Origin of the sequence: Natronomonas sp. EA1 (assembly GCF_051195035.1) — an archaeon.
GTDB lineage: Archaea > Halobacteriota > Halobacteria > Halobacteriales > Haloarculaceae > JBNTJV01.
Genome location: NZ_JBNTJV010000002.1, coordinates 654,868 through 674,785, shown reverse-complemented (window position 1 = coordinate 674,785; position 19,918 = coordinate 654,868). Strand labels below are relative to the sequence as shown.

Annotated in this window: 23 protein-coding genes; 9 read left to right on the top strand and 14 right to left on the bottom strand. The window is 68.9% G+C overall.

Annotated features, from left to right (window positions below; genetic code table 11):
- Positions 1-38: 38 nt before the first annotated feature.
- Positions 39-215 (top strand): DUF5786 family protein, encoded by a 177-nt coding sequence (locus ACQUQR_RS09445; RefSeq protein WP_435196266.1) that lies wholly within the window; start codon positions 39-41, stop codon positions 213-215.
- Here ACQUQR_RS09445 and ACQUQR_RS09440 read toward each other — a convergent pair.
- Genes ACQUQR_RS09440 through ACQUQR_RS09430 form a run of 3 tightly spaced genes read right to left on the bottom strand, consistent with a single transcriptional unit; the run spans position 204 to position 2,681 of the window.
- On the bottom strand, positions 204-920 hold the full coding sequence (locus tag ACQUQR_RS09440) for a DUF7530 family protein (RefSeq protein WP_435196213.1): 717 nt from the start codon (positions 918-920) through the stop codon (positions 204-206). The genes ACQUQR_RS09445 and ACQUQR_RS09440 overlap by 12 nt on opposite strands.
- Positions 917-1,828: an NAD(P)H-binding protein gene (locus tag ACQUQR_RS09435; RefSeq protein WP_435196212.1), complete on the bottom strand. Its 912-nt coding sequence runs from the start codon at positions 1,826-1,828 to the stop codon at positions 917-919. Before ACQUQR_RS09435 ends, ACQUQR_RS09440 begins: the two co-directional genes overlap by 4 nt.
- A gap of 25 nt (positions 1,829-1,853) precedes the next feature.
- Positions 1,854-2,681 (bottom strand): YkgJ family cysteine cluster protein, encoded by an 828-nt coding sequence (locus tag ACQUQR_RS09430; RefSeq protein WP_435196211.1) that lies wholly within the window; start codon positions 2,679-2,681, stop codon positions 1,854-1,856.
- A gap of 83 nt (positions 2,682-2,764) precedes the next feature.
- Here ACQUQR_RS09430 and ACQUQR_RS09425 point away from each other — a divergent pair, with 83 nt between their 5' ends.
- The 6 genes from ACQUQR_RS09425 (at position 2,765) to ACQUQR_RS09400 (ending at position 7,512) form a co-directional block, all read left to right on the top strand.
- Positions 2,765-2,980: a hypothetical protein gene (locus ACQUQR_RS09425; protein ID WP_435196210.1), complete on the top strand. Its 216-nt coding sequence runs from the start codon at positions 2,765-2,767 to the stop codon at positions 2,978-2,980.
- Positions 2,981-3,017: 37 nt separating this feature from the next.
- Positions 3,018-3,230 (top strand): DUF7561 family protein, encoded by a 213-nt coding sequence (locus tag ACQUQR_RS09420; RefSeq protein ID WP_435196209.1) that lies wholly within the window; start codon positions 3,018-3,020, stop codon positions 3,228-3,230.
- Positions 3,231-3,283: 53 nt separating this feature from the next.
- Entirely contained in the window at positions 3,284-5,029 is a 1,746-nt protein-coding gene (locus ACQUQR_RS09415) for a helicase C-terminal domain-containing protein (protein WP_435196208.1), read from the top strand.
- Positions 5,030-5,311: 282 nt separating this feature from the next.
- The gene (serA, locus tag ACQUQR_RS09410; RefSeq protein WP_435196207.1) at positions 5,312-6,913 is read left to right on the top strand and encodes a phosphoglycerate dehydrogenase; all 1,602 of its coding nucleotides are present in this window, start codon (positions 5,312-5,314) and stop codon (positions 6,911-6,913) included.
- 107 nt (positions 6,914-7,020) lie between these two features.
- On the top strand, positions 7,021-7,257 hold the full coding sequence (locus ACQUQR_RS09405; RefSeq protein WP_435196206.1) for a hypothetical protein: 237 nt from the start codon (positions 7,021-7,023) through the stop codon (positions 7,255-7,257).
- Positions 7,258-7,305: 48 nt separating this feature from the next.
- Positions 7,306-7,512, top strand: a complete 207-nt coding sequence (locus ACQUQR_RS09400) for a hypothetical protein (RefSeq protein WP_435196205.1) — start codon at positions 7,306-7,308, stop codon at positions 7,510-7,512.
- Positions 7,513-7,868: 356 nt separating this feature from the next.
- Here the strand turns inward: ACQUQR_RS09400 and thrC are convergent, their stop codons facing one another.
- From thrC to ACQUQR_RS09375, 5 genes are all read right to left on the bottom strand, one after another.
- The gene (thrC, locus tag ACQUQR_RS09395; RefSeq protein WP_435196204.1) at positions 7,869-9,164 is read right to left on the bottom strand and encodes a threonine synthase; all 1,296 of its coding nucleotides are present in this window, start codon (positions 9,162-9,164) and stop codon (positions 7,869-7,871) included.
- A gap of 83 nt (positions 9,165-9,247) precedes the next feature.
- Positions 9,248-9,496: a hypothetical protein gene (locus ACQUQR_RS09390; RefSeq protein ID WP_435196203.1), complete on the bottom strand. Its 249-nt coding sequence runs from the start codon at positions 9,494-9,496 to the stop codon at positions 9,248-9,250.
- A 42-nt stretch (positions 9,497-9,538) separates the two neighbouring features.
- Complete coding sequence (locus tag ACQUQR_RS09385) at positions 9,539-10,315, bottom strand: sulfite exporter TauE/SafE family protein (RefSeq protein WP_435196202.1); 777 nt, start codon at positions 10,313-10,315, stop codon at positions 9,539-9,541.
- Positions 10,312-10,659, bottom strand: a complete 348-nt coding sequence (locus tag ACQUQR_RS09380; RefSeq protein ID WP_435196201.1) for a winged helix-turn-helix transcriptional regulator — start codon at positions 10,657-10,659, stop codon at positions 10,312-10,314. The genes ACQUQR_RS09385 and ACQUQR_RS09380 overlap by 4 nt, the downstream gene beginning before the upstream one ends.
- Before the next feature lie 79 nt (positions 10,660-10,738).
- Positions 10,739-11,122, bottom strand: a complete 384-nt coding sequence (locus ACQUQR_RS09375; RefSeq protein WP_435196200.1) for a helix-turn-helix domain-containing protein — start codon at positions 11,120-11,122, stop codon at positions 10,739-10,741.
- 143 nt (positions 11,123-11,265) lie between these two features.
- On the opposite strand from ACQUQR_RS09375, the gene ACQUQR_RS09370 reads away from it, so the two are divergent.
- Entirely contained in the window at positions 11,266-13,383 is a 2,118-nt protein-coding gene (locus ACQUQR_RS09370; protein ID WP_435196199.1) for a plastocyanin/azurin family copper-binding protein, read from the top strand.
- A gap of 70 nt (positions 13,384-13,453) precedes the next feature.
- Positions 13,454-13,954: a histidine kinase gene (locus tag ACQUQR_RS09365; protein WP_435196198.1), complete on the top strand. Its 501-nt coding sequence runs from the start codon at positions 13,454-13,456 to the stop codon at positions 13,952-13,954.
- Between the two features lie 14 nt (positions 13,955-13,968).
- Here ACQUQR_RS09365 and argF read toward each other — a convergent pair whose 3' ends face one another.
- The 6 genes from argF to lysX form a co-directional block, all read right to left on the bottom strand.
- Positions 13,969-14,853 (bottom strand): ornithine carbamoyltransferase, encoded by an 885-nt coding sequence (argF, locus tag ACQUQR_RS09360; RefSeq protein WP_435196197.1) that lies wholly within the window; start codon positions 14,851-14,853, stop codon positions 13,969-13,971.
- Positions 14,850-15,881: a [LysW]-lysine hydrolase gene (locus tag ACQUQR_RS09355; RefSeq protein ID WP_435196196.1), complete on the bottom strand. Its 1,032-nt coding sequence runs from the start codon at positions 15,879-15,881 to the stop codon at positions 14,850-14,852. Before ACQUQR_RS09355 ends, argF begins: the two co-directional genes overlap by 4 nt.
- A complete protein-coding gene (locus tag ACQUQR_RS09350; protein WP_435196195.1) occupies positions 15,878-17,002 on the bottom strand; it encodes an aspartate aminotransferase family protein in 1,125 nt (374 codons plus the stop codon). The genes ACQUQR_RS09355 and ACQUQR_RS09350 overlap by 4 nt, the downstream gene beginning before the upstream one ends.
- Positions 16,995-17,810 carry an acetylglutamate/acetylaminoadipate kinase gene (locus ACQUQR_RS09345; protein ID WP_435196194.1) on the bottom strand — a complete coding sequence of 272 codons (816 nt, stop codon included), beginning with the start codon at positions 17,808-17,810 and terminating at the stop codon, positions 16,995-16,997. The genes ACQUQR_RS09350 and ACQUQR_RS09345 overlap by 8 nt, the downstream gene beginning before the upstream one ends.
- A gap of 208 nt (positions 17,811-18,018) precedes the next feature.
- Positions 18,019-19,050 carry an N-acetyl-gamma-glutamyl-phosphate reductase gene (argC, locus tag ACQUQR_RS09340; RefSeq protein WP_435196193.1) on the bottom strand — a complete coding sequence of 344 codons (1,032 nt, stop codon included), beginning with the start codon at positions 19,048-19,050 and terminating at the stop codon, positions 18,019-18,021.
- Positions 19,047-19,907 carry a lysine biosynthesis protein LysX gene (gene lysX / locus ACQUQR_RS09335; protein ID WP_435196192.1) on the bottom strand — a complete coding sequence of 287 codons (861 nt, stop codon included), beginning with the start codon at positions 19,905-19,907 and terminating at the stop codon, positions 19,047-19,049. Before lysX ends, argC begins: the two co-directional genes overlap by 4 nt.
- Between the last annotated feature and the right edge of the window lie 11 nt (positions 19,908-19,918).

Sequence of the window (19,918 nt, the reverse complement as noted above, 5' to 3'; positions counted from 1 at the left end):
ATATATGCACCCATTCATAAGGTGTGAGTGAACGTACCATGAGTATGGGTGCCTATGACGAAGACGAGCACGAGAGACGAGAAGCCATGGCCTCGAAAGTCGATGCCGACTTCGACGACAAGCGCATCAACTATCAGGGGAAGGTGAACTACGACTCGGGTGACGACACGCAAGCACTCATCGACCAGTTCAAGCAGATCAAATCAGGACGCTGAGGGAGCTGGTGTTTTCCGCGATTCGAGCAGCCCGATAGAGACGAGCGTGACGACCGTCACCGCGAGGACGTGGCCGACCAGCGCCGCGAGCAGCACCGGGAACCCCGTGATGAACGGGACGAGCGCCAGCTGGAGCAGGCCGAACGCCAGCGCCTCCAGGTCCGCCCGACGCATCCGGGCCGCCGTCTCGGGGTCGAACCGGTACCGCGCCGAGCGCCACAGCCCGACGACGGCGGCCCACCAGCCCGTTCCGATCCGGTAACACACGTCCCAGAGGACGAGCAGCGTGAGGTAGATGACGAGCACGGGCGGCTCCGGCCCGAACAGCCGGGTGACGAGCGGGGTCGTCGCGGTCTGCGGGTCGAAGACGAACAGGTGGGTGATGAGCGCGATGTACGCGAGCACGGAGAGCACCACCTCGATGCTGGAGGAGAAGAGGAACCGCCGGTACGCCGGCGGGGCGTCGGGCGACCGGGCGTAGCGCGCCACCCGGAGCATCTCCGCGCTGCCGACGGCGGCGACGAACACGGCGGCCGTGCCTGCCAGCGCGGCCGTCCAGAGGTCGTAGTACCACGCGAGCAGGAGGACGCCGGTCTCGAACAGGACGAGTTGCATGGCGATGGCGAGCCGGCTCGACACCTCGATACCGGGGAGCGCGCCGACGATGCTCTCGTAGACCCACGTCTCGCCGTACTTCTCCGTCATGCGACCTCGACCGGGACGGGTTCGGGTTCACGGCCGAGCGCGCGTTCGACGGCCGTCTCGAACGGGGTCGGCTCGAGGGGAACGTGCTCCCGAATGCGGTCGTCCGTGACGACGACGGCGTTCTTCAGCCCGAGGACGAGCGGGTGGGCCACGCTCGTCGGCACGTCCGTCACCAGCCGGAGCCAGAGCGCGGAGAGCCACGGCGTGAGGACGGGTACCCGGATGATGACGGGCTCCCGGCCGTGGTCGATGCGGGCGACGGCCCGGAGCACCGTCTCGTAGGTCATCACCTCCGGCCCGCCGATCTCGTACGTCTCCCCCCGCGTTTCGGGTGCGTCGAGCACCCCGGCGAGATAGGCGATGACGTCGGCGAGGGCGATGGGTTGACACCGCGTCTGTACCCACTTCGGGGTGACCATCACGGGGAGCCGCTTGGCGAGCTGGCGCACCAGCTCGAAGCTCGTGGAGCCCGCGCCGATGATGATCCCCGCCCGGAGCGCGGTGAAGTCGTAGTCCCCCTCTGCTAAGATGTACTCCACCTCCCGCCGGGATTTCAGGTGCGGTGAGAGGTCGGCGTCGTCGTCGCCGAGCCCCCCGAGGTAGATCACCCGGTCGACCCCCGCCTCGGCGGCCGCGGCGGCGAAGTTGTGCGCGGCGCGGCGGTCCCGCTCGGCGTACCCCTCCCCGCCACCCATCGAGTGGACGAGGTAGTAGGCGGCGTCCACGCCCTCGAGGGCGTCCTCCCAGCCGAACCCGAGGAGGTCGCCGACCGCGACGGTGACGCCCGGCGGCGGGTCGTAGCGTGCGGGGTCGCGGACCAGGGCGACCACGTCGTGGCCCGCCTCGTGGAGCACGCGGACGAGCCGACTCCCGATACAGCCGGTCGCGCCCGTGACGAGTGTTCGCATGGGTACCGGAACGCGCGGCGGTCGCTTAAACCCCGTCCCAGCCGGGGGTCGCCGGTGCCCCCTCGCGCTCCTCGCGGGCGCTGGCCTCGGCGGGGGTCGCCTCGTCCGCGGCCGCACGGCTCACCCACGACTCCGCGGCGAGCACGCGTTCGCGGGCCGTCTCGTACTTCTCGCGGCTCACTTCGAGGCCACCGGGACGGGAGGCCGCCGCGACGGCGACGAACGTCGCGTGGTCCTCGCGGGTCCCGTCGCCCGCGGCGAGCCGGCCGACCCGCCCCGAAAGCGCCTCGGGGTCGGGGTGGCCGAACACCGTCGCGCCGAGCGTGGCGGTGGTGAACGCGGGTCCCGTCCCGGGTGGCGTCGGATCGACCAGCCGCTCGCCGCCGAACGCGGCCTCGACGCGCTCGCACTCCGTCTCCGCGCCGAGCGCGAGGTTGTCACCGGGGTACGTCGCGCAGGTGTCGGGATACAGCGCCGAGCCGTGGATGCGACACTGGAGCGTCTCGGGGTCGAGAAAGACGCACGCGGGGAGCCGAACGGGATCGAGGCCGAACGGGGCGACGGGCTTCTCGCGTTTCCGCAGGCCGACGTAGAAGGCGGGCTTCCCGCCTATCGCGGCGAGGGTGTAGCCGTCGATCTCGACGCCGCGCTCGGCTTCGAAGAGCCGGGGGACGAGCGCGTCCCCGTAGCCGTTCGCGATGAACCGCCGCACCTCGTCCGAGGTGAGCGGGACGAGGTTGTCGGTGTCGTCGAGCGAGACGTACCGGCCCGCCCGCTCCGGGTCCGGCGCCCCGGGGTGGAGCGCCCGCCAGTCGAGACAGCAGCCGGCACACCCCTCGCAGTTCACCTCCATACTCCGACTGTGTCACGGACTACCAAAACGCTTCGCCGCGAAACGCTTTTGTTGGAATCGGAACAACACGCGTCCGGATAGGTATGCTCGACACCAAACCGACCAGCGACCGCGTTCGCGCGGGTATCGGCACGGAGGCATCGCACTACGACGGCGTGCTCGCCGCGGTTCCGGCGGCGTTCTTGTTGGCGGCGGGGCTCGCCGGTGCGGGCGTCCCCACCCACGTCGCACTCGGCGTGGGGGGCGTCGTCGGGCTACTCGCCGTGCTCTACGGCCTGTTCGTCACCCCACCGCGCTGACCCGAGGGGCTTTGCCGCTGGCCGTCCTCCCTCTGCCATGGCGAAAGAGCCGTGTGACGGCTGTGGCGACTCGGTGACCATCGCGGGTGGCATCGCCAACCTCTGGTCGTTCTCCGGCGACCAGTCCGGGGGCCTGACACTGGAACTCGAAGACGGCTCGGAGTTCCTGCTGTGTTACGATTGTATCGCGCGGCTCCCCGAGGAGCCCACGCAGGCCGACGTTGCGGCGCTCTCGGAGCAGCGAGAGTAACTGCTCCCGACGACGACCGATGATTTTACCCCCACCCGGCGGCCAGTTCCCCCGTGGACCCGTCCCGTATCGTCGAGGAGTTCCCGGCCCCCTCCTTCCGCGGCGCACAGGAGACCGCGCTTTCCGACATCCGCGCGGCCTTCGAGGCCGGGAACGACGTGGTTCTGGTGCGCGCTCCGACCGGGAGCGGCAAGTCCCTCCTCGCCCGCGCCATCGCGGGGTGTGCCCGCCGCCCCGGCGAGGCCGAACCCCACCAGCCCGTGGGGGCGTACTACACCACCCCGCAGGTGTCGCAGCTCGACGACGTGGCCAGCGACGCGCTGCTGGAGGACCTCTCCATCATCAGAGGGAAGGGGAACTACAACTGCATCCTCCCGGGGGAGTCACAGACCCCCGTGAACCGCGCGCCGTGTGCCCGCGAGAGGGGGTTCGACTGCCCGGTCAAACACCGCTGTCCGTACTTCTCGGATCGGGCCATCGCCTCCAACCGCTCCATCGCGGCGATGACGCTCGCCTACTTCATGCAGACGGCCGGCTCGGACGTGTTCGGCGGGCGCGACGTGGTCGTGGTCGACGAGGCCCACGGGCTCGCGGAGTGGGCGGAGATGTACGCGACCATCGACCTCTCCCCATCGAGGGTGCCGGTCTGGGACGCCTGTGAACCCCCCGAACTCTCGACGCTCACCGACGCCGCGGGCTACGCCGAACGGCTCGTGAAGACCTGCCAACGGCGACAGGAGGAGCTCCGGTCGAAGGTGGAGCTCTCCCAGGAGGAGGCGGCCCAGCGCGACCGGCTCTCGGAGCTCGTGCGCGAGCTGGGGTGGTTCATCGAGGACCTGCGGGACCCCGAGAGCCCGACGACGTGGGTGCTCGACCAGCACGAGGGGGCCGGCTCCGCGGTGACGATCAAACCGCTCGACCCCGCGAGATACCTGCATCACACCGTCTGGGAGCGAGGAACCAAATTCGCGCTCCTCTCCGCGACCATCCTGAACAAGGAGGCGTTCTGCGCCTCTACGGGCCTGAATCCCGACAACGTCGCGCTCGTCGAGGTGCCCCACACCTTCCCCCTCGAGAACCGGCCGCTGTACGACGTGACGCAGGGGAAGATGACCTACGAGCACCGCGAGGAGACGCTCCCGAAGATCGCCCGCACAGTCGTGAAGCTGATGGCGAACCACCCCGACGAGAAGGGGCTGATTCACGCCCACTCGTACGCGATCCAGGAGAAACTCCACGACCTTCTTCACTCATTTGGGGTCGGGGACCGGATCCGCCTCCACGACAAGGAGAACCGCGACCAGGCGCTTCTGGGGTGGAAGGCCGAGGACTCCAACGCCGTCTTCCTCTCCGTGAAGATGGAGGAGGCGCTCGACCTGAAGGGTGATTTGGCGCGCTGGCAGGTCATCTGCAAGGCGCCGTATCCGAACACCCGCGACTCCAGAATCGCCCAACGGCTCGAAGACGGGCAGTGGGCGTGGTACTACCGGACGGCGCTCCGCACGGTGATCCAGGCGTGTGGGCGCGTCGTCCGCGCGCCCGACGACTACGGTGCGACCTACATCGCCGACTCGTCGCTCGTCGACCTGTTCGAGCGGGCGCGCGTCGACATGCCCGACTGGTTCGCGGAGCAGGTCGACGCGATGACGGTCCCCACTCTCCCCGAGTTCGAGCCGAACGCGGCCATGGGAGCCGGGGGGACGACGGGCACCGCGGGGAGCACCGGCGGCTCGTCCGGGTCGGGCCAACCCCCGTCGTTCGAGGATCACCCCCTCTCGGACGTCTGGGGGACGGACTAGAAGATGGCGGAGACGGTGTAGGCGACGGAGGAGCTGAGCATCAGGAACGCGAGGAACGCGGCCATCGCCTTCTGTCGGTCCATACCCGTCCCAGTGGGTGGAGCCTCTTAATTCAGTCGCCGCTCGCTCGGTCGAGCCCCGTTTCGGCTCACGCGGAATACATGTCTATGGTGCAAATCGGGATTTGGTACTCGTTTTCTACCCACCGTCGTGGATAGAATCCCCCCGTCCAATCGTGCCGATGAAGAAAGCGTTATCCGGTCGGCCCCGGTCGGTGCGAGTATGAAGGTACTCGTCACGGACCCGATCGCCGACGCGGGCCTCGAACGGCTCCGCGAGGCGGGCTACGACGTGGAGACGGCCTACGACGTGGAGGGTGCGGCCCTCCTCGAGGCTGTGAGCGACGCGAACGCCCTCGTCGTCCGGTCCGGAACCGAGGTCACGCGCGAGGTGTTCGAAGCGGCGCCGGAACTCGTCATCGTGGGCCGCGCCGGCATCGGCGTGGACAACATCGACATCGACGCGGCGACGGACCACGGCGTCATCGTCGCCAACGCCCCCGAGGGGAACGTCCGCGCCGCCGCGGAGCACACCGTGGCGATGACGTTCGCCGCGGCCCGGTCCATCCCGCAGGCGCACGCCCGCCTCAAGACGGGCGAGTGGGCCAAGGGTGCGTTCCTCGGTACCGAGGTGAACAACAAGACGCTGGGGATCGTCGGCCTCGGCCGCGTCGGCCAGGAGGTCGCCAAACGGCTGGGTGCACTCGGCATGGACCTCGTCGCGTTCGACCCCTACATCTCCGAGGAGCGGGCGGCCCAGATCGGGGCCGACCTCGCGGAGCTCGACGAGGTGCTCGACCGCGCCGACTTCCTCACCATCCACACGCCGCTGACCCCCGAGACGGAGAACATGATCGGCGAGGAGGAGCTCGCCCAGCTGGAGGGTGGCTACGTCATCAACTGCGCCCGCGGTGGCATCATCGACGAGCCCGCGCTCGCCGCGGCCGTCGAGGACGGCGTCGTCGCCGGAGCCGCCCTCGACGTGTTCGCCGAGGAGCCCCTCCCCGAGGACTCCCCGCTGCTCGCCGTGGACGACATCCTCGTCACGCCGCATCTCGGCGCCTCCACGGGCGCCGCCCAGGAGAACGTCGCCACCTCCATCGCGGACCAGATCACCGCCGCGTTCCGCGAGGAGCCGGTGATGAACGCGCTCAACGCCCCCTCGATGGACGAGAGCGCCTTCCCCCGCGTCAAGCCCTACATCGGGCTCGCGGAGACGGCGGGGAAGCTCGCCGTCCAGCTGTTCGAGGGCCGCGTGGGCGAGGTCACCGTCACCTACGCCGGCGACATCGCCGACGAGGACCTCGATCTGGTCACTGCAAGCGCGCTCAAGGGCGTCTTCGAACCCCTCGAGTGGCAGGTGAACGCCGTCAACGCCCCCCGCATCGCCGACGAGCGCGGTATCGAGGTCTCGGAGACCAAGCGCCGCCAGTCGGAGGACTTCCAGAGCCTCATCACCGTCGAGGTGGGTGACGGCGAGGAGAGCGTCTCCGTCTGCGGGACGCTCTTCGCCGGCGACGACCCGCGTATCGTCCGCGTCGACGGCTACCGCGTGGACGCGATTCCGGGCGGGCACGTCATCGTCACGCGCAACACCGACGAGCCCGGCGTCATCGGCCTCATCGGCAGCGTGATGGGCGAGTTCGACATCAACATCGCCGGGATGTACAACGCCCGCGAGACCATCGGCGGGGAGGCCCTGACGGTGTACAACGTCGACCAGGAGATCCCCGAGGACGCCCGCGAGAAACTGCAGGCCGACTCGCGCATCATCGACGTGAAGTACATCGCGCTCAACGGCGTGACGACCCGCGAAGACGCCTGAGCCGCGGCCCGCTCACCTGGGCCACGGGCCCGTTTCTTCGCTCGTAACATGGCCTTGGTTTTATATGATGGTCTCCGTATCGGTGAGCACGATGCGGTCTGACCCTCGTGCTCGGCGTGCCGTTCGCGCTCGCGGCGCTCGCGACCGCGATGCCCGTGGAGACGGTCTCGCTGGTCGGCGATGCGGCCTACTACCTCACCGACAGCAACGCCGTCGCGGGCGGTGCGATGGCCGGCACCGCCAGCGTGGTCGGTGGCGGGCTCGCCGCATCGAGTCTGGGTGGCGCGGCGCTCGCGGGCGCGGTGGCCGGGGGCGTCGTCGGTGTCGTCGCCGTGGGCGCATAGCGACTGACACAAGATATATTTCCAGAGTATCCAATTATGAAACAGAACATGACGGACGCAACGCTGCCGAAGGACGAGGTCGAGCGCATCATCGGCGTCATGACGCTCGGGGCTGCGACCCTCGCGATGGTCGCCGTCCTGCTCGTCTCCGAGTCGCTCGCCGTCGCACGACCGTTCGCGACCGGTATCGCCCCCCTCAGCCTCGTTGCCGCCTTCGGCCTGCTGACGCTCCTGTATGTCCACTACGGTCGGTAGGGCGTTCGGGGAGACCCTCCGGGCGAACTTCCGACTGATCACGGCGACGGGCGTGCTGTTCGGCATCGGGCTGGCGCTCGGTGTCGCGACGGCCCCCTCGACCACGGCAGCAGCGCCGCGGTCGTCGAAGCCCACGTTACCCCCTGGCTCGCCTCGCTCGGCACCCCGTAGCCGACTCCCACGTCACCGACGTGAAGTACATCGCGCTCAACGGCGTGACGACCCGCGAAGACGCCTGAGCCGGCGACTCGCAACGACGCCCTTTTCACCGCGCTTCCCCACCTCCGAGTGAAGCGGACGCGAGCCGACGTAGGATACCGGCCTCGCCATCCCGCTTCGTTTCCTATCCTCGTGAGCTACAGCAGCTCTTTCATCTTCGAGAGGTGCCCCTTCTTCCCCTCGAGATGCTTCAGGATGCGGTCCGTGTCGTTCGGGACGCTCTGCGGGTCGTTCCCGGCCGCCGCGGCCGCGTCGGGGTCCTTCAGCAGGTGGCCGGTGGTGAGACAGACCACGTCCTCGCCCGTCGACACCTCGCCCGACTGGACGAGCTTCTTCAGCCCGGCGACGGAGGCCGCGCTCGCGGGCTCGACGCCCACGCCCTCGCTGGCGAGCGCGCGCTGGGCGCTCGTGATGGCCTCGTCGGAGACGGAGACGGCCGTCCCGCCCGTCTCGCGGATGCCGGGCAGGGCCTTCGGCGCGTTCACCGGGTTACCGATGCGGATGGCCGTCGCGATGGTCTCGACCGCCTCCCAGCGGCGCACCTCGTCGTTCCCCTCCTCGATGGCCTCCACCATCGGGGCGGCCCCCTCCGCTTGCACGCCGGTGAGCTTCGGCACGTCGCCGGGCGCGAGCGCGCCGGAGGCGACCAGCTCGCGGAAGCACTTGTAGAGCGCGGCGGTGTTGCCGGCGTTGCCGACGGGGAGGACGATGCGGTCCGGGAACCGGCCCTCCTCGTCGCGGAACCGCTCTAAGATCTCGAGCCCGATGGTCTTCTGGCCCTCCAGCCGGAAGGGGTTCAGGGAGTTGAGGAGGTACGCCTCACCTCTGTCGGCGAGGTCCTGCACGCGGTCGAGACAGGCGTCGAAGTTCCCGTCGACCTCGAGGATGCGCGCGCCGTGGAGGCTCGCCTGGGCGATCTTGCCGGCCGCGACCTTCCCCTCGGGGAGCAGCACGAGCGTCTCCAGTCCCGCGCGGGCGCCGTACGCCGCGAGCGCGGCGCTCGTGTTCCCGGTGGAAGCGCAGGCCAGTCGGTCGACACCCAGCTCCTGAGCGACGCGGACGCCGACGGTCATGCCTCGGTCCTTGAACGACCCGGTGGGGTTCATCCCCTCGTGTTTGATGCGGAGGTTCCGGACGCCGATGGCCTCCTCCAGTCGGGGTACCTCGTGGAGGGGCGTGTTCCCCTCGGGGAGCGAGACGCCCTCCTCGAACGGGAGCGCGGCGTTGTAGCGCCAGACGCCCTCGCCGTCGAAGTCGTCGAAGGTGGGGTAGGCGTCGTAGCGGGCCTCCAGCAGGCCGTCACAGTCGGGGCAGGTGTAGATGATGTCGTCGAAGGGGGCGTGTTCCGCGCCGCACTCGACGCAGGTGAGCCAGACGCCGTTCTCGGCCACGTCGGGGGCGACGGGGTCGTCGGGGAGTTCGAGGTTTGCCATTGCCGGCCGTCCGGCGCGCGCGATGAAAAGTGGGCCGGTCCGGGCCGATTCTGCGTCCCGTTACTCGGTCGTGTTCGGGCCGATTACGCGTCCTGTTCCGTCGTGTCCGCCCCGTACCCCTGCTTGCGGATGCAGGTGAGCATCTCCTCTTCCGTGGTGTGTTTGTGGAGCCGCGTCGGGGTGTCACAGTAGTAGGTACTGCCGTCCCAGCGCAGGGTCACCTCGTGGTCGTCACCGAGGAACTGCGTCCGGACGACGACGCGCTCCCCCTCGTTCAGTTTCGCGAGGAGCTCCTCGGGTTCCCACTCGCCGGCGTTCACGGTCAACGTCATGTCTGTCTCAAGGGAGCCCCGGACCAAGAGCCTTCGCAGCCATCACAGCCCGGTGGCCCCCGTCACCGAGAGCCGGACGGCGATGACGCCGAGCAGGAGGAGGGTTCCCGCGGTCTGTGCCCGCTCGGGGATGTACTCGCGCAGGACGCCCCCGAGCGAGACGCCGAGGAGCCCCGGGACGACCGCGCCGACGGAGAGCGGGAGCGCCGCCGCCTCGTAGAGCCCGAGCTGCCACGCCGCGGCCACCCGCACGGTGGAGACGCCGACGAGGATCATCGCCAGCACGCCGACGAACGTCTCGCGGTCCAGCGCCAGCGAGTCCAGATAGGCGACCACCTGCACGGCGACGTTGGCCGCGCCGAACACCACCCCGGAGACGAACCCGAGGGCGAGCTTCCCCGTCGTGGATGGGCGAAAGCAGTACGCCCGGAGCCGGTCTTCCCCCGGCAGTGCGACGTACGGCTGTTTCACGGCGACGTAGCCGCCGGTGAACAGCCCCAGCCCGAGCGCGACGACGGGGGTCGGGACACGCGAGAGCAGCGCCATCCCGAGGAGGGTGCCGCCGACGGCCGCGGCGACGTAGGGCCAGAACCGCCGAAGACAGGCGGAAAAGGAGTCGCGGTCGAGCTCCCGGACGAGCGAGAGGTTCGCCGCGAGCATGGGGAGGATCATCACGACGACGGCCGTCCCGGGGTCGAGCACCGTCGCGAGGAAGGCGGTCGAGGCGATGGCGTAGCCGAACCCGGCGATCCCCTTCACGAGGCCGCCGACGAAGACGAGGAGGGCGACCAGCGCCAGCGTCTCCGCCGGTGGAATCACTGGTCGGGGGCGGCGAGGTGTTCTTCGCCCCAGACTCGCATCTCGCTGATGACGGTCTCGAGGGAGGTGCCACGCTCGGTCAGGGTGTACTCCACGCGGAAGGGCTTCTCGCTCACGACGCTGCGCTCGACGAGGCCCTTCTCTTCGAGGTTCTCAAGCGAGTCGGAGAGCACCTTCGAGGAGATGCCGTCGACGGCGCGTTTCAGCTCGTTGAAGCCGTGGGGGCCCTGGAGGAGCCGGTGGATGATGACGGGGTGCCACTTCTTCCCGAGGATGGTGGCCGTGGCGGTGATCGGACACCACTCCTCGCCCGCACACCAGACTTCGAGCGGTTCCTGCGACATACGCGGGTGTACGGGACGACCGAATAAAAGGTTACATCCGGTAATCGACTCACTCGGGGGTACCGCGTTCGGGGAGCCGTCAGTCGTCGCCGAACTCGTCGATGCGCTCGTGGACGTACGCGGCCCACTCGTCTAACGTCTCGTGCATTAGCTCGCGGGCCTCCTCGATGGGGGTCGCGGTGTACTGATAGACGTGGCCGCCCGAGTCGAGCAGTCGGCGCTGGCGGGTGGCGAGCCCCTTGTCCATCAGGGTCGACAGCGAGCGATTCACGTTCGACCGGTCGCGGTCGACGACATCCGCGAGTTCGGCGACGGTGCTCCCGGCGTGCTCCCGGAGCGCGAGGTAGGTGCGCGTCTCGTGTTGTTGAATGCCGAAGACGCAACCGAGCACCTGCTCGAAGCCCGGCTCGTCGTCCAGCATCAGCTCGCGAAAGCGCCCGGGGTCCGGGTCCGCGTGTGTCATATCCGTCCGTTCGAGAGACGCTCGAATAAACCCATCCGTTACTTCTCGCTTACTACGATTTCGGGGCTGTGTGCGTGTGTGTCTATGTCGCACAGCCGCGCACTCGGGCCACCCCTTTTCGTCCCCTTCCCGACTCCCCGGGTATGACCCGACGTAGAGATCTGCTCCGGGTCGGTGGGCTCACGCTCGCCGGCGCGCTCGCAGGCTGTTCAGGCACGCAGGACCCGACGGCGACCGCGACTGACGCGCCGACGGACACCGCGACGGACTCCCCCACGGCGACCCCCGCGTCGTCGGGGACCCCCGGGGCCGACGTGCTCGGTTCGGAGGGCTCCCTGCAGGCCGAGGCGACGGTCCGCGCGGCCGTCCTCGACAGCGACCAGGGGGCGGGCCAGTTCGTCTTCACCCCCGCCGTCGTCTTCGCCGAGCAGGGCGCGACAATCACGTGGAAGATCGAGGGCGCGGCCCACTCGGTCACCTCGTACCACGCGGAGAACGGCAAACCCCAGCGCGTCCCGGACGGCGCTCCCGCGTTCGATTCGGGCACCCTGAGCGCCGGCGAGACCTTCGAACACACCTTCGAGACCGAGGGGGTTCACAACTACTTCTGTCGCCCCCACGAGGCGCTCGGGATGGTCGGCATCGTCGTCGTCGGCTCCCCGCAGGGCGGTCCCGGCACGACCGCTCCCACCGAACTCTCCGGGAAGGCCGCGACGCACCTCTCGATGCAGTTGGAGGCCGCGGGCATCTCCTCCGAGGGAGGCGGAAGCCAGTACGGCTGGCAGGCCGCGACGTTCGACTCCTACTGGTACTCGCTGTACAACATGAGTACGAACATCGCTATGTCCGGCAACGGCGTGCTGTTTCCCCACAACGAGCAGCAGCAGGCCGCCTTCGAAAAACGCGTCCCCGCGATGCTCAAACACGCCGATGTGGATAAACCGCCCATCAAGAACCCGAACCTGAACATGGCCCCGTTCACGGAGGGATCGCCGAAATTCACCCAGAAACCGGTGTTCGACAGTGGGGACGGCCGGCCGGACGCCTCCACGCTCCAGTGGGACATGTCGAACTCCTCGAAGACGGTGAGCCCCGCCTCGCTCGCCTGGACCCACCTGAAGGGCGTGACGTGGGCGAAGAACTTCCAGGCGCACTTCGACATCCTGCCGCCCTCCCTGGCCGCGAAGTTCCGGGCGCAGATGCTCTCGACGCTCGCGCAGATCGGGACGAACGCCGCGCTCATCGCCGGGGGTCCGGACGGGAACGGCGCGCTCACGAAGGGCGAGTCGCTCGAACTCGTCTCGGGGTTCAAACCCGGCACTGGCGAGGTGACCGACGACACCTCCCGGCCGAACCACCACGCCGCGATGCTGTGGTTCCTCTCGGATCTGAACAGCCTCGCGCAGAACGGCTGGTTCGGCTACGTCAACCCCGAGCCGCTCATCCCCCCGAAGAAGGTGCAGATGCTCACCGACGGGATGGGGAAGACGACGATGAACCGCTTTTCCCCGTCGACGATCGTTTCGATGGGCTCGACGCGCGACCTCGGGCAGATGCTCGGTGCGATCGGCTGGTACGGCACCCACGCGGGCTCCGCGGCGCTCGAAACGAAGGCGGCGTCGTACGCCGACGGCCTCGCGGCCGCGGTGGAGGCGAACCTCGAGGCCAGCGGGCGCGTGAACGGGGGCACGGCGAACCAGGCCGCCACGCAGGGGGCCATCGGGCAGGGGCTGCTGTGGGCCTCCCAGATCGACGGCGTCGATCACACGGCCACCGCGGAGACGGTGCTCGACTACCTCCTCTCGGAGCTCTGGGACGACGACGCGGGGACGTTCGCGTCCGGCGAGAACGCGAGCACCTACCGGGTCACTGCCCGCGACGCCGGGGATATCACGGGTGGGGTGAACGCCGCGGAGGCCGTCCTCGGCAAGGAGGTGACCTCGCAGTTCGCGCGCTTCTTCGATGCGACGTTCAACCGCGGTCGGCTCCAGCGTGCGGAGCGGCCGCCGAGCCACGACCCCGAGTCCGAGCACCCCCTGCCGCTCCCGCCGAAGGCCGGCGGCCAGTTCGGGCAGGCCGCGGTGTACAACGGTGCGGTCGAGTACGATACGGGGAGCGATTCGTGGTCCGTCGTCGACGACCGCTTCTACACCGGGCCCGCGCTGTATCTCGCCAATCAGGACATCTGGGTCGGCAACTGGGGCGGCGACTTCTTCCAGGGGCGGGGCGTCCCCGGAAAGAGCGACACGCCGCCGCAGTAGTCTCTCCCCCTGTTACCGGCCGGTGTTGCCTCGAAATCGTTACGCTATCACGGCCCCTAGTTCGGACACCATGTGTCCGACCACACAGGCGCCGAAGACCGACGTACAGGGTGCGACGATCGCGGAGACGGCGGTCGAAGTCGAACGGGGTAACTGGGTCGGCGCGATGGCGGGCGGCATCATCGCCGGGGCGCTGATGGCGGTGCCGATGGCGGTGCTCGCCGAGCCGATGCTCACCGAGGCGATTCCGGCCCTCTACGGGCTCGAAGGTGGGTTCGCCGGCGTGTTCCTCCACCTCTCGCACGCGGCGGTGTTCGGGGTGGTGTTCGCCGCCATCGTGCAGCTCGACCGGTTCGCGAGCTACGGTGAGACCGTCCGCAGAAGCACCCTCGCCGGGCTGGCCTACGGGCTCGCCATCTGGCTGGTCGCGGGCGCGTTCGTCATGCCGGTGTGGCTGAACGCCGTCGGCATCACGGCGAGTATCCCCACCTTCGACACCACCTCGCTCGTCGCGCACGCCGTGTTCGGGGTGGCGCTCGGGGCGCTCTACCCGTACGTCGCGAAGTACTGACTCCCGACCTTCTTTCAGAGCAGCTCCGCGAGCAGTCCCTTCTGTGCGTGGAGCCGGTTTTCCGCCTGGTCCCAGACGATGGCCTGGTCGCTCTCCAGTACGTCGTCGGTGATCTCCTCGCCGCGGTGGGCGGGCAGACAGTGCATGACGAGCTGGTCGGAGAGGAGGTCCTGGTTCACCTGGAAGCCGTCGAACGCCGAGAGCTTCTGGTGGCGCTCGGCCTCCTGACCCATCGACACCCAGACGTCCGTGTAGACCACGTCCGCGCCGTCGACGGCGGCTGCGGGGTCGTTGGTCACCTCGGGGGCCTCGCCTAGCGCCGCGGCACGGTCGAGGATGTCGTCGTCGGGCTCGTAGCCCGCGGGGGTCGCCACGGTCACGTCGAGGTTCGTCATCGCCGCGCCCAGAATAAAGGACTGACAGACGTTGTTGCCGTCGCCGACCCACGTCACGGCGCAGTCGAAACCGCCGAACCGCTCGCGGATGGTGAGCAGGTCGGCGAGGGTCTGACACGGGTGGGCGTCGTCGGTGAGCCCGTTCACGACCGGGACGGTCGCGTACTCGGCCAGCTCCTCTACGTCCGCGTGGTCGAACACGCGGGCCATGATGCCGTCCACGTACCGCGAGAGCGCGCGGGCCGTGTCTTTCACCGGCTCGCCGTGGCCGAGATGGATGTCGTCGGGGCCCAAAAAGAGCGCGTGGCCACCGAGCTGTGTCATCCCCGTCTCGAACGACACCCGGGTTCGCGTCGACGGCTTCTCGAAGATCATCGCGAGCGACTTGCCCTCCAGCAGCAGGTGGTCTTTCCCCTCCGCACGGCGCGCTTTCAGGTCGCTCGCGCGCTCGAGGACGGCGTCCAGTTCGGCTTTCGTCAGGTCGTCGATGTCGAGGAAGTTCATGTCAGTGTCTCCGCTACGGATTCGAGGACCGCGGTCGCGCGGTCGAGCTCCCGGAGCGGGAGGTGTTCGTTCGGCGCGTGGTCCAACTCGGAGTCGCCGGGACCGTAGGTCACCATCGGGCAGTCCCACGCCCCGGCGAAGAGGTTCATGTCGCTCGTTCCGGTCTTCCGGAGGAGCCGCGGGTCCCCGCCCTGGTTCCGAATCGCCACCCGGAACGCCCGGGCGACGGGGGTGCGCGGCGACTGCATCGTCGGCGGGACGGCGTCCGTCCAGTTCACGTGGCCGTTGTCGAGGTGGTCGTCCGCACGGGTGCGGACCGCCTCGCAGGTGAGCGACGGCGGCACCCGGAGCTGGACGCGCATCGTCGACTCGACGGCGAGGCCGTCCTCGGTGGGCCCCCCCTCGATGTCGACGGGTTTCGCGGTCACGGACTCGAAGACGGGGTCGTAGGGGTCGGACTCGAACTCCTTTTCTACTGAAGACCACCAGCGGATGGCGTCCTGGATCGCGTTCGCATCCGGGCGAGAGCTGTGGCCGGACTCGCTCGTCGCGACGTAGGTCCCCTGCACGATGCCGCGGTAGCCGAGCGTCAGCCCGTCCCAGCCGGAGGGTTCGCCGTTGACGACGGCGTCCGGTTCCGCTCTGTCCTCGACGAGGAAGCGCGCCCCCCGGGATTCCGTCTCCTCGCCGACGACGCCGACGAAGGAAACCCCTTCGCGGACGGCGGCGACGGCGAGCGCGACGAGTGGGCCCGTCGCGTCGACGCTGCCGCGGCCCCACAGCTCGGGTCCGTCTTCTCCCTCCTCGATTCGGACGGGGATATCTCCGGGAACGGTGTCGATGTGGGAGGTGTACAGCACCGAGTCGTCCGCGGGCGCCCGGACGTTCCCGACCTCGTCGATGTACACCTCGCGGTCGTGGCGCTCGAAGAAGGCGGCGAGGGCCTCGGCGGCTTCCTGCTCCTCGCCGGAGGGTGAGGGGATCGAGACGAGCGTTTCGAGGAGTTCGCGGGCTTCCGTGTCGGTCATAGCACGATGTCGGCGATGGCGTCCGCGACGCTGTCGGCGTGCGACTCGTCGATGACGAGCGGCGGGAGCAGCCGGACGACCGTTCTGCCGGCGGGGAGCGCGAGGATCTGATGCTCTAACGCGAGGTCACGCAGGATGGCGTTCCCCCCCCGTTTCACCTCGACGCCGACCATCAGTCCCTCGCCGCGCACGTCGCGCACCTCGTCGCCGAGGCGCTCGGCGAGTCCCTCGCGCAGGTACGCACCCACGTCGCCCGCGTGTGCGGGGAGGTTCTCCTCCTCCAGTACGCCGAGCGTGGCTCCCGCGGCCGCACAGACGACGGGGTTGCCGGAGAAGGTGGAGCCGTGGCTCGCCGCGCCGTCGGCGATCCACTCGGGACAGAGCGTCGCGCCGAGCGGGAGCCCCGAGGCCAGCCCCTTCGCCGAGGTGAGGATGTCCGGCACCACGTTCGACTGCTCGCAGGCCCACATCGTCCCCGTGCGGCCGAGACCGGTCTGGATCTCGTCGAGGATCATCGCTGCTCCCGCGTCCTCCGTGGTCTCGCGGACCGACTGGAGGTACTCGGGCGGGGCCGGGTTGATGCCGCCCTCGCCCTGCACGGGTTCGAGGATGACCGCCGCGGTCTCCTCGTCCACGGCCTCTTCCATCGCCTCCGCGTCCCCGTACGGGACGAACTCCACGCCCCCGATGAGCGGCTCGTAGGGCTTCTTGTACTTCCCCTTCCACGTCGTGGCGAGCGCGCCCATCGTGCGCCCGTGGAACCCACGGGTGGTGGCGACGATCTTCTCGCGACCCGTCGCCGAGCGCGCGAACTTCAGCGCGGCCTCGTTGGCTTCCGTCCCCGAGTTGCAGAGCCAGACGTTGTCGATGCCGTCCGGTGCCACGTCGGCGAGCTGGTCGTACAGCGCCGTGCGCGCGGCGTTCGGGTAGGAGGCCTGCACGTAGAGGAGGTCCTCGACCTGCGCCTTCGTGGCCTCCACCACCTCGGGGTGGCAGTGGCCTACCGGCGTACAGGCGTAGGAGGCCCCGAAGTCGAGATACTCCGTCCCGTCCGAGTAGAGGTACGGCCCCTCTCCCGAATCGATGGGGATGGGCTTCTCGGAGAAGACGAAGCTACTCATCGAGGGCCTCCGGCAGGACGTGCGTCCCGCCACCGTTTATCGCCGAAATGATGGGCGTCTCGGCGTTCGCCGTGGCGACGACCACCTCGCTCGCACCCCCTTCGAGCGCCTCCGTCGCGGCCATGACCTTCCGGGTCATGAAGCCCTCCGCGGCGTCGGTCAGCGCGTCGTACTCCTCGGGCGTCGATACGGAGTCGATGAGCGTCGACGGGTCCTCGGGGTCCTGATACACGCCCTCCACGTCCGTGAGGACGACCAGCGTGGCCCCGAGCGCGCCCGCGACGGCTGCTGCGGCGCGGTCCGCGTCGGTGTTCACCGCCACGCCGTCATCCGCCAGCATCGGCGGGGAGGCGACGGGGGTGTAGCCACCCGCGAGCAGCGTGTTCAGCAGGTCCGTGTTCACGGCCTGAATCTTCCCGGAGTGGTCGCCCCGCCTGATCTTCTTCTTCCCGTCCTCGATGACGCGGACGGCGGACTTGCGCTTCCCCGTGAGGAGGCCGCCATCGACGCCAGAGAGCCCGACGGCGTTCACGCCCGCGTTCTGCAGGCCGGTGACGAGGTCCGTGTTCACGAGGCCAGGCATGGCCATCTTGAACGCCTCCATCGTCTTCTCGTCGGTGAACCGGCCGACGACCCCCGAGGGCGTCTCGACGTACTCCGGCTCACGCCCCATCGCTTCGAGGGTGTCGTCCACTGCAGTCGAGCCGCCGTGGACGACGACCACGTCCTCGTCCATCTCGGCGATATCCGAGAGGGCACCTTCCGGGTCGACGGCGCGGGCACCGCCGATCTTGACGACGACCGTCATGCGGTCCACCCCGCAGATGCTTCGTGCATTCCTCGACGGGTGGGACTGGAAGGGGCCGTGCGCTCGGCGTCGGGAGGTGACGTAAGGACCACAGCCGCGAGCGAAGCGAGCGGCGAGGACCGCAGCGAACCGAGTAGGCGAGCGCGCGGGGGCTTCCGAGGTGTTGTCCCCGTCGCTGTCGTCATCGTTGTCGTGTTAACTCCCATGATCACGGTGCTCCCACGGGATGGAACCCCGTGAACTCCAGTCCTGCCGTCTCCTCCAGCCCGAAGGAGATGTTCGCGGCGTGGACGGCCTGTCCCGCCGAGCCCTTCATCATGTTGTCGATGGCCGAGAAGACGACGAGCCGTTTGTTCCGCGGGTCGACCTCGAAGCCGACCTCCGCGAAGTTCGAGCCCGCGACGGCCTTCGGCTCGGGGTAGCGGTAGACGCCGCCCCCACCCGAGGCCATCCGGACGAACGGTTCGTCCTCGTACTGCTCGCGGTACGCACCCCAGAGGTCACCCTTCGAGACGGGCCCCGAGGGGAAGACGTGACAGGTCGCGCTCGCGCCGCGGATCATGTCCACCGCGTGGACGGTGAAGGAGACTTTCGTGCCGAGATACGTCTCGATCTCGGCCTCGTGGCGGTGGCCCGTGGGCGCGTACGGGCGGACGACGCCCGAGCGCTCCGCGTGCGAGGAGGCCTTCCCCCCGCTCGCGCCGCCCTCGGAGGAGCCGACCTTCACGTCGACGACGATCTGCTCGTCGCCCGAGAGGATGCCGTTCTCGAACAGCGGCAGGAGGCCCACGATGGTCGCGGTGGCGTTACAGCCGCCCGCGGCGATGAGCTCCGCGCCCTCGAGGTTCTCGCGGTTGAGTTCGGGGAGCGCGTACTCCGCGCTCGCGAGCAGTTCGGGCCGTTCGTGGCCGTCGTACCACTCGTCATATAACGAAGAATCGGGGAGCCGGAAGTCCGCGGAGAGGTCGACGACGGTGTCCGCGGCGTCCTGGAACGCGTCGATGTGCTGCATCGAGACGCCGTGGGGGGTCGCCGCGAACAGCACGTCCACGCTCTCTAACTCCTCGGGGGAGGAGAACCGCAGGTCCAGGTTTCTGAGGTTCGGGTGGACGCTCCCCACCGTCTTGTTCTCGTACTCGCGGGAGGTCGCCTGGACGGGTTCGAACTCGGGGTGGCCATCCAGCAGGCGGAGGAGTTCCCCCCCCGTGAAGCCGGAGCCACCGACGACGGCGGCTCTCATGCGGGCACCTCCCGTTCGACCTTCGATTCGATCCAGTCGACGACGGCGCCGGGGACGTCCACCTCGGCGACCTCGTTGAGCGCCTTGAACTCCACCGTGTGGTTCACCTCGTGGACGGTGTAGGAGTCACCGGTCTCCATGAGGTCGACGCCGAGCAGGCCGCCGCCGACGGCGTCGGAGGCCTTCTCGACGAGGTCGCGCATCTCGTCGTTGATCTCGATGGACTCGGTGGTCGCCCCCTTCGCGGCGTTCGTGAGCCAGTGGTCCGAGGAGCGGGCCATCGCCGCGACGGGCTCGCCGTCGGTGGCGAGCACGCGGATGTCGCGGCCCGGCTTCTCCACGAACTCCTGGATGTAGAACACCTTGTGCTCGTAGTGGCCGAGGGTCTCCTTGTGTTCGAGGATGGCCTCCGCCGCACTCCGGGAGTCGATCTTCGCCATCAGGCGTCCCCACGACCCGACGACGGGTTTCAGCACGCAGGGGTAGCCGAACGCTTCGATCGATTCGAGTGCCGATTCCTTGGTGAACGCCACGTCCGTCGCGGGAGTGGGGACGCCCGCGTCCGCGAGGACGAGGCTGTTGCGTGCCTTGTCGGCGCAGATGGCGGCCGTCTCCGGTTCGTTGACGACTGGGACGTCGTAGTGGTCGACGAACCGCGTGATATACCGGCTTCGCGACGTGGCGAGACACCGGTCGATCACGAGGTCGCAGTCCGCGATGTCGGCTGGCGGTTCCGTGAGTCCGAACCGCTGTTTGCGAACGTCGATCTTCGTCACCTCGTGGCCGCGCTCGCGCAGTTCCGAGAGCAAGAGCTTCTCGTCCCGGCGGATGCGCGAGTAGAGCATTCCGATATTCATTGGTCTGCGCC

Excerpts from the sequence above, each read along its gene's own strand:
- ACQUQR_RS09440 (WP_435196213.1), bottom strand. The coding sequence starts at position 920 with ATGACGGAGAAGTACGGCGAGACGTGGGTCTACGAGAGCATCGTCGGC.
- ACQUQR_RS09365 (WP_435196198.1), top strand. The coding sequence starts at position 13,454 with ATGTGTCCGACCACACAGGCGCCGAAGACCGACGTACAGGGTGCGACG.
- serA (WP_435196207.1), top strand. The coding sequence starts at position 5,312 with ATGAAGGTACTCGTCACGGACCCGATCGCCGACGCGGGCCTCGAACGG.
- ACQUQR_RS09425 (WP_435196210.1), top strand. The coding sequence starts at position 2,765 with ATGCTCGACACCAAACCGACCAGCGACCGCGTTCGCGCGGGTATCGGC.
- ACQUQR_RS09350 (WP_435196195.1), bottom strand. The coding sequence starts at position 17,002 with ATGAGTAGCTTCGTCTTCTCCGAGAAGCCCATCCCCATCGATTCGGGA.
- thrC (WP_435196204.1), bottom strand. The coding sequence starts at position 9,164 with ATGGCAAACCTCGAACTCCCCGACGACCCCGTCGCCCCCGACGTGGCC.
- ACQUQR_RS09445 (WP_435196266.1), top strand. The coding sequence starts at position 39 with ATGAGTATGGGTGCCTATGACGAAGACGAGCACGAGAGACGAGAAGCC.
- ACQUQR_RS09375 (WP_435196200.1), bottom strand. The coding sequence starts at position 11,122 with ATGACACACGCGGACCCGGACCCCGGGCGCTTTCGCGAGCTGATGCTG.
- ACQUQR_RS09435 (WP_435196212.1), bottom strand. The coding sequence starts at position 1,828 with ATGCGAACACTCGTCACGGGCGCGACCGGCTGTATCGGGAGTCGGCTC.
- ACQUQR_RS09370 (WP_435196199.1), top strand. The coding sequence starts at position 11,266 with ATGACCCGACGTAGAGATCTGCTCCGGGTCGGTGGGCTCACGCTCGCC.
- lysX (WP_435196192.1), bottom strand. The coding sequence starts at position 19,907 with ATGAATATCGGAATGCTCTACTCGCGCATCCGCCGGGACGAGAAGCTC.
- argF (WP_435196197.1), bottom strand. The coding sequence starts at position 14,853 with ATGAACTTCCTCGACATCGACGACCTGACGAAAGCCGAACTGGACGCC.
- ACQUQR_RS09380 (WP_435196201.1), bottom strand. The coding sequence starts at position 10,659 with ATGTCGCAGGAACCGCTCGAAGTCTGGTGTGCGGGCGAGGAGTGGTGT.
- ACQUQR_RS09390 (WP_435196203.1), bottom strand. The coding sequence starts at position 9,496 with ATGACGTTGACCGTGAACGCCGGCGAGTGGGAACCCGAGGAGCTCCTC.
- ACQUQR_RS09430 (WP_435196211.1), bottom strand. The coding sequence starts at position 2,681 with ATGGAGGTGAACTGCGAGGGGTGTGCCGGCTGCTGTCTCGACTGGCGG.
- ACQUQR_RS09420 (WP_435196209.1), top strand. The coding sequence starts at position 3,018 with ATGGCGAAAGAGCCGTGTGACGGCTGTGGCGACTCGGTGACCATCGCG.
- argC (WP_435196193.1), bottom strand. The coding sequence starts at position 19,050 with ATGAGAGCCGCCGTCGTCGGTGGCTCCGGCTTCACGGGGGGGGAACTC.
- ACQUQR_RS09400 (WP_435196205.1), top strand. The coding sequence starts at position 7,306 with ATGACGGACGCAACGCTGCCGAAGGACGAGGTCGAGCGCATCATCGGC.
- ACQUQR_RS09355 (WP_435196196.1), bottom strand. The coding sequence starts at position 15,881 with ATGACCGACACGGAAGCCCGCGAACTCCTCGAAACGCTCGTCTCGATC.
- ACQUQR_RS09345 (WP_435196194.1), bottom strand. The coding sequence starts at position 17,810 with ATGACGGTCGTCGTCAAGATCGGCGGTGCCCGCGCCGTCGACCCGGAA.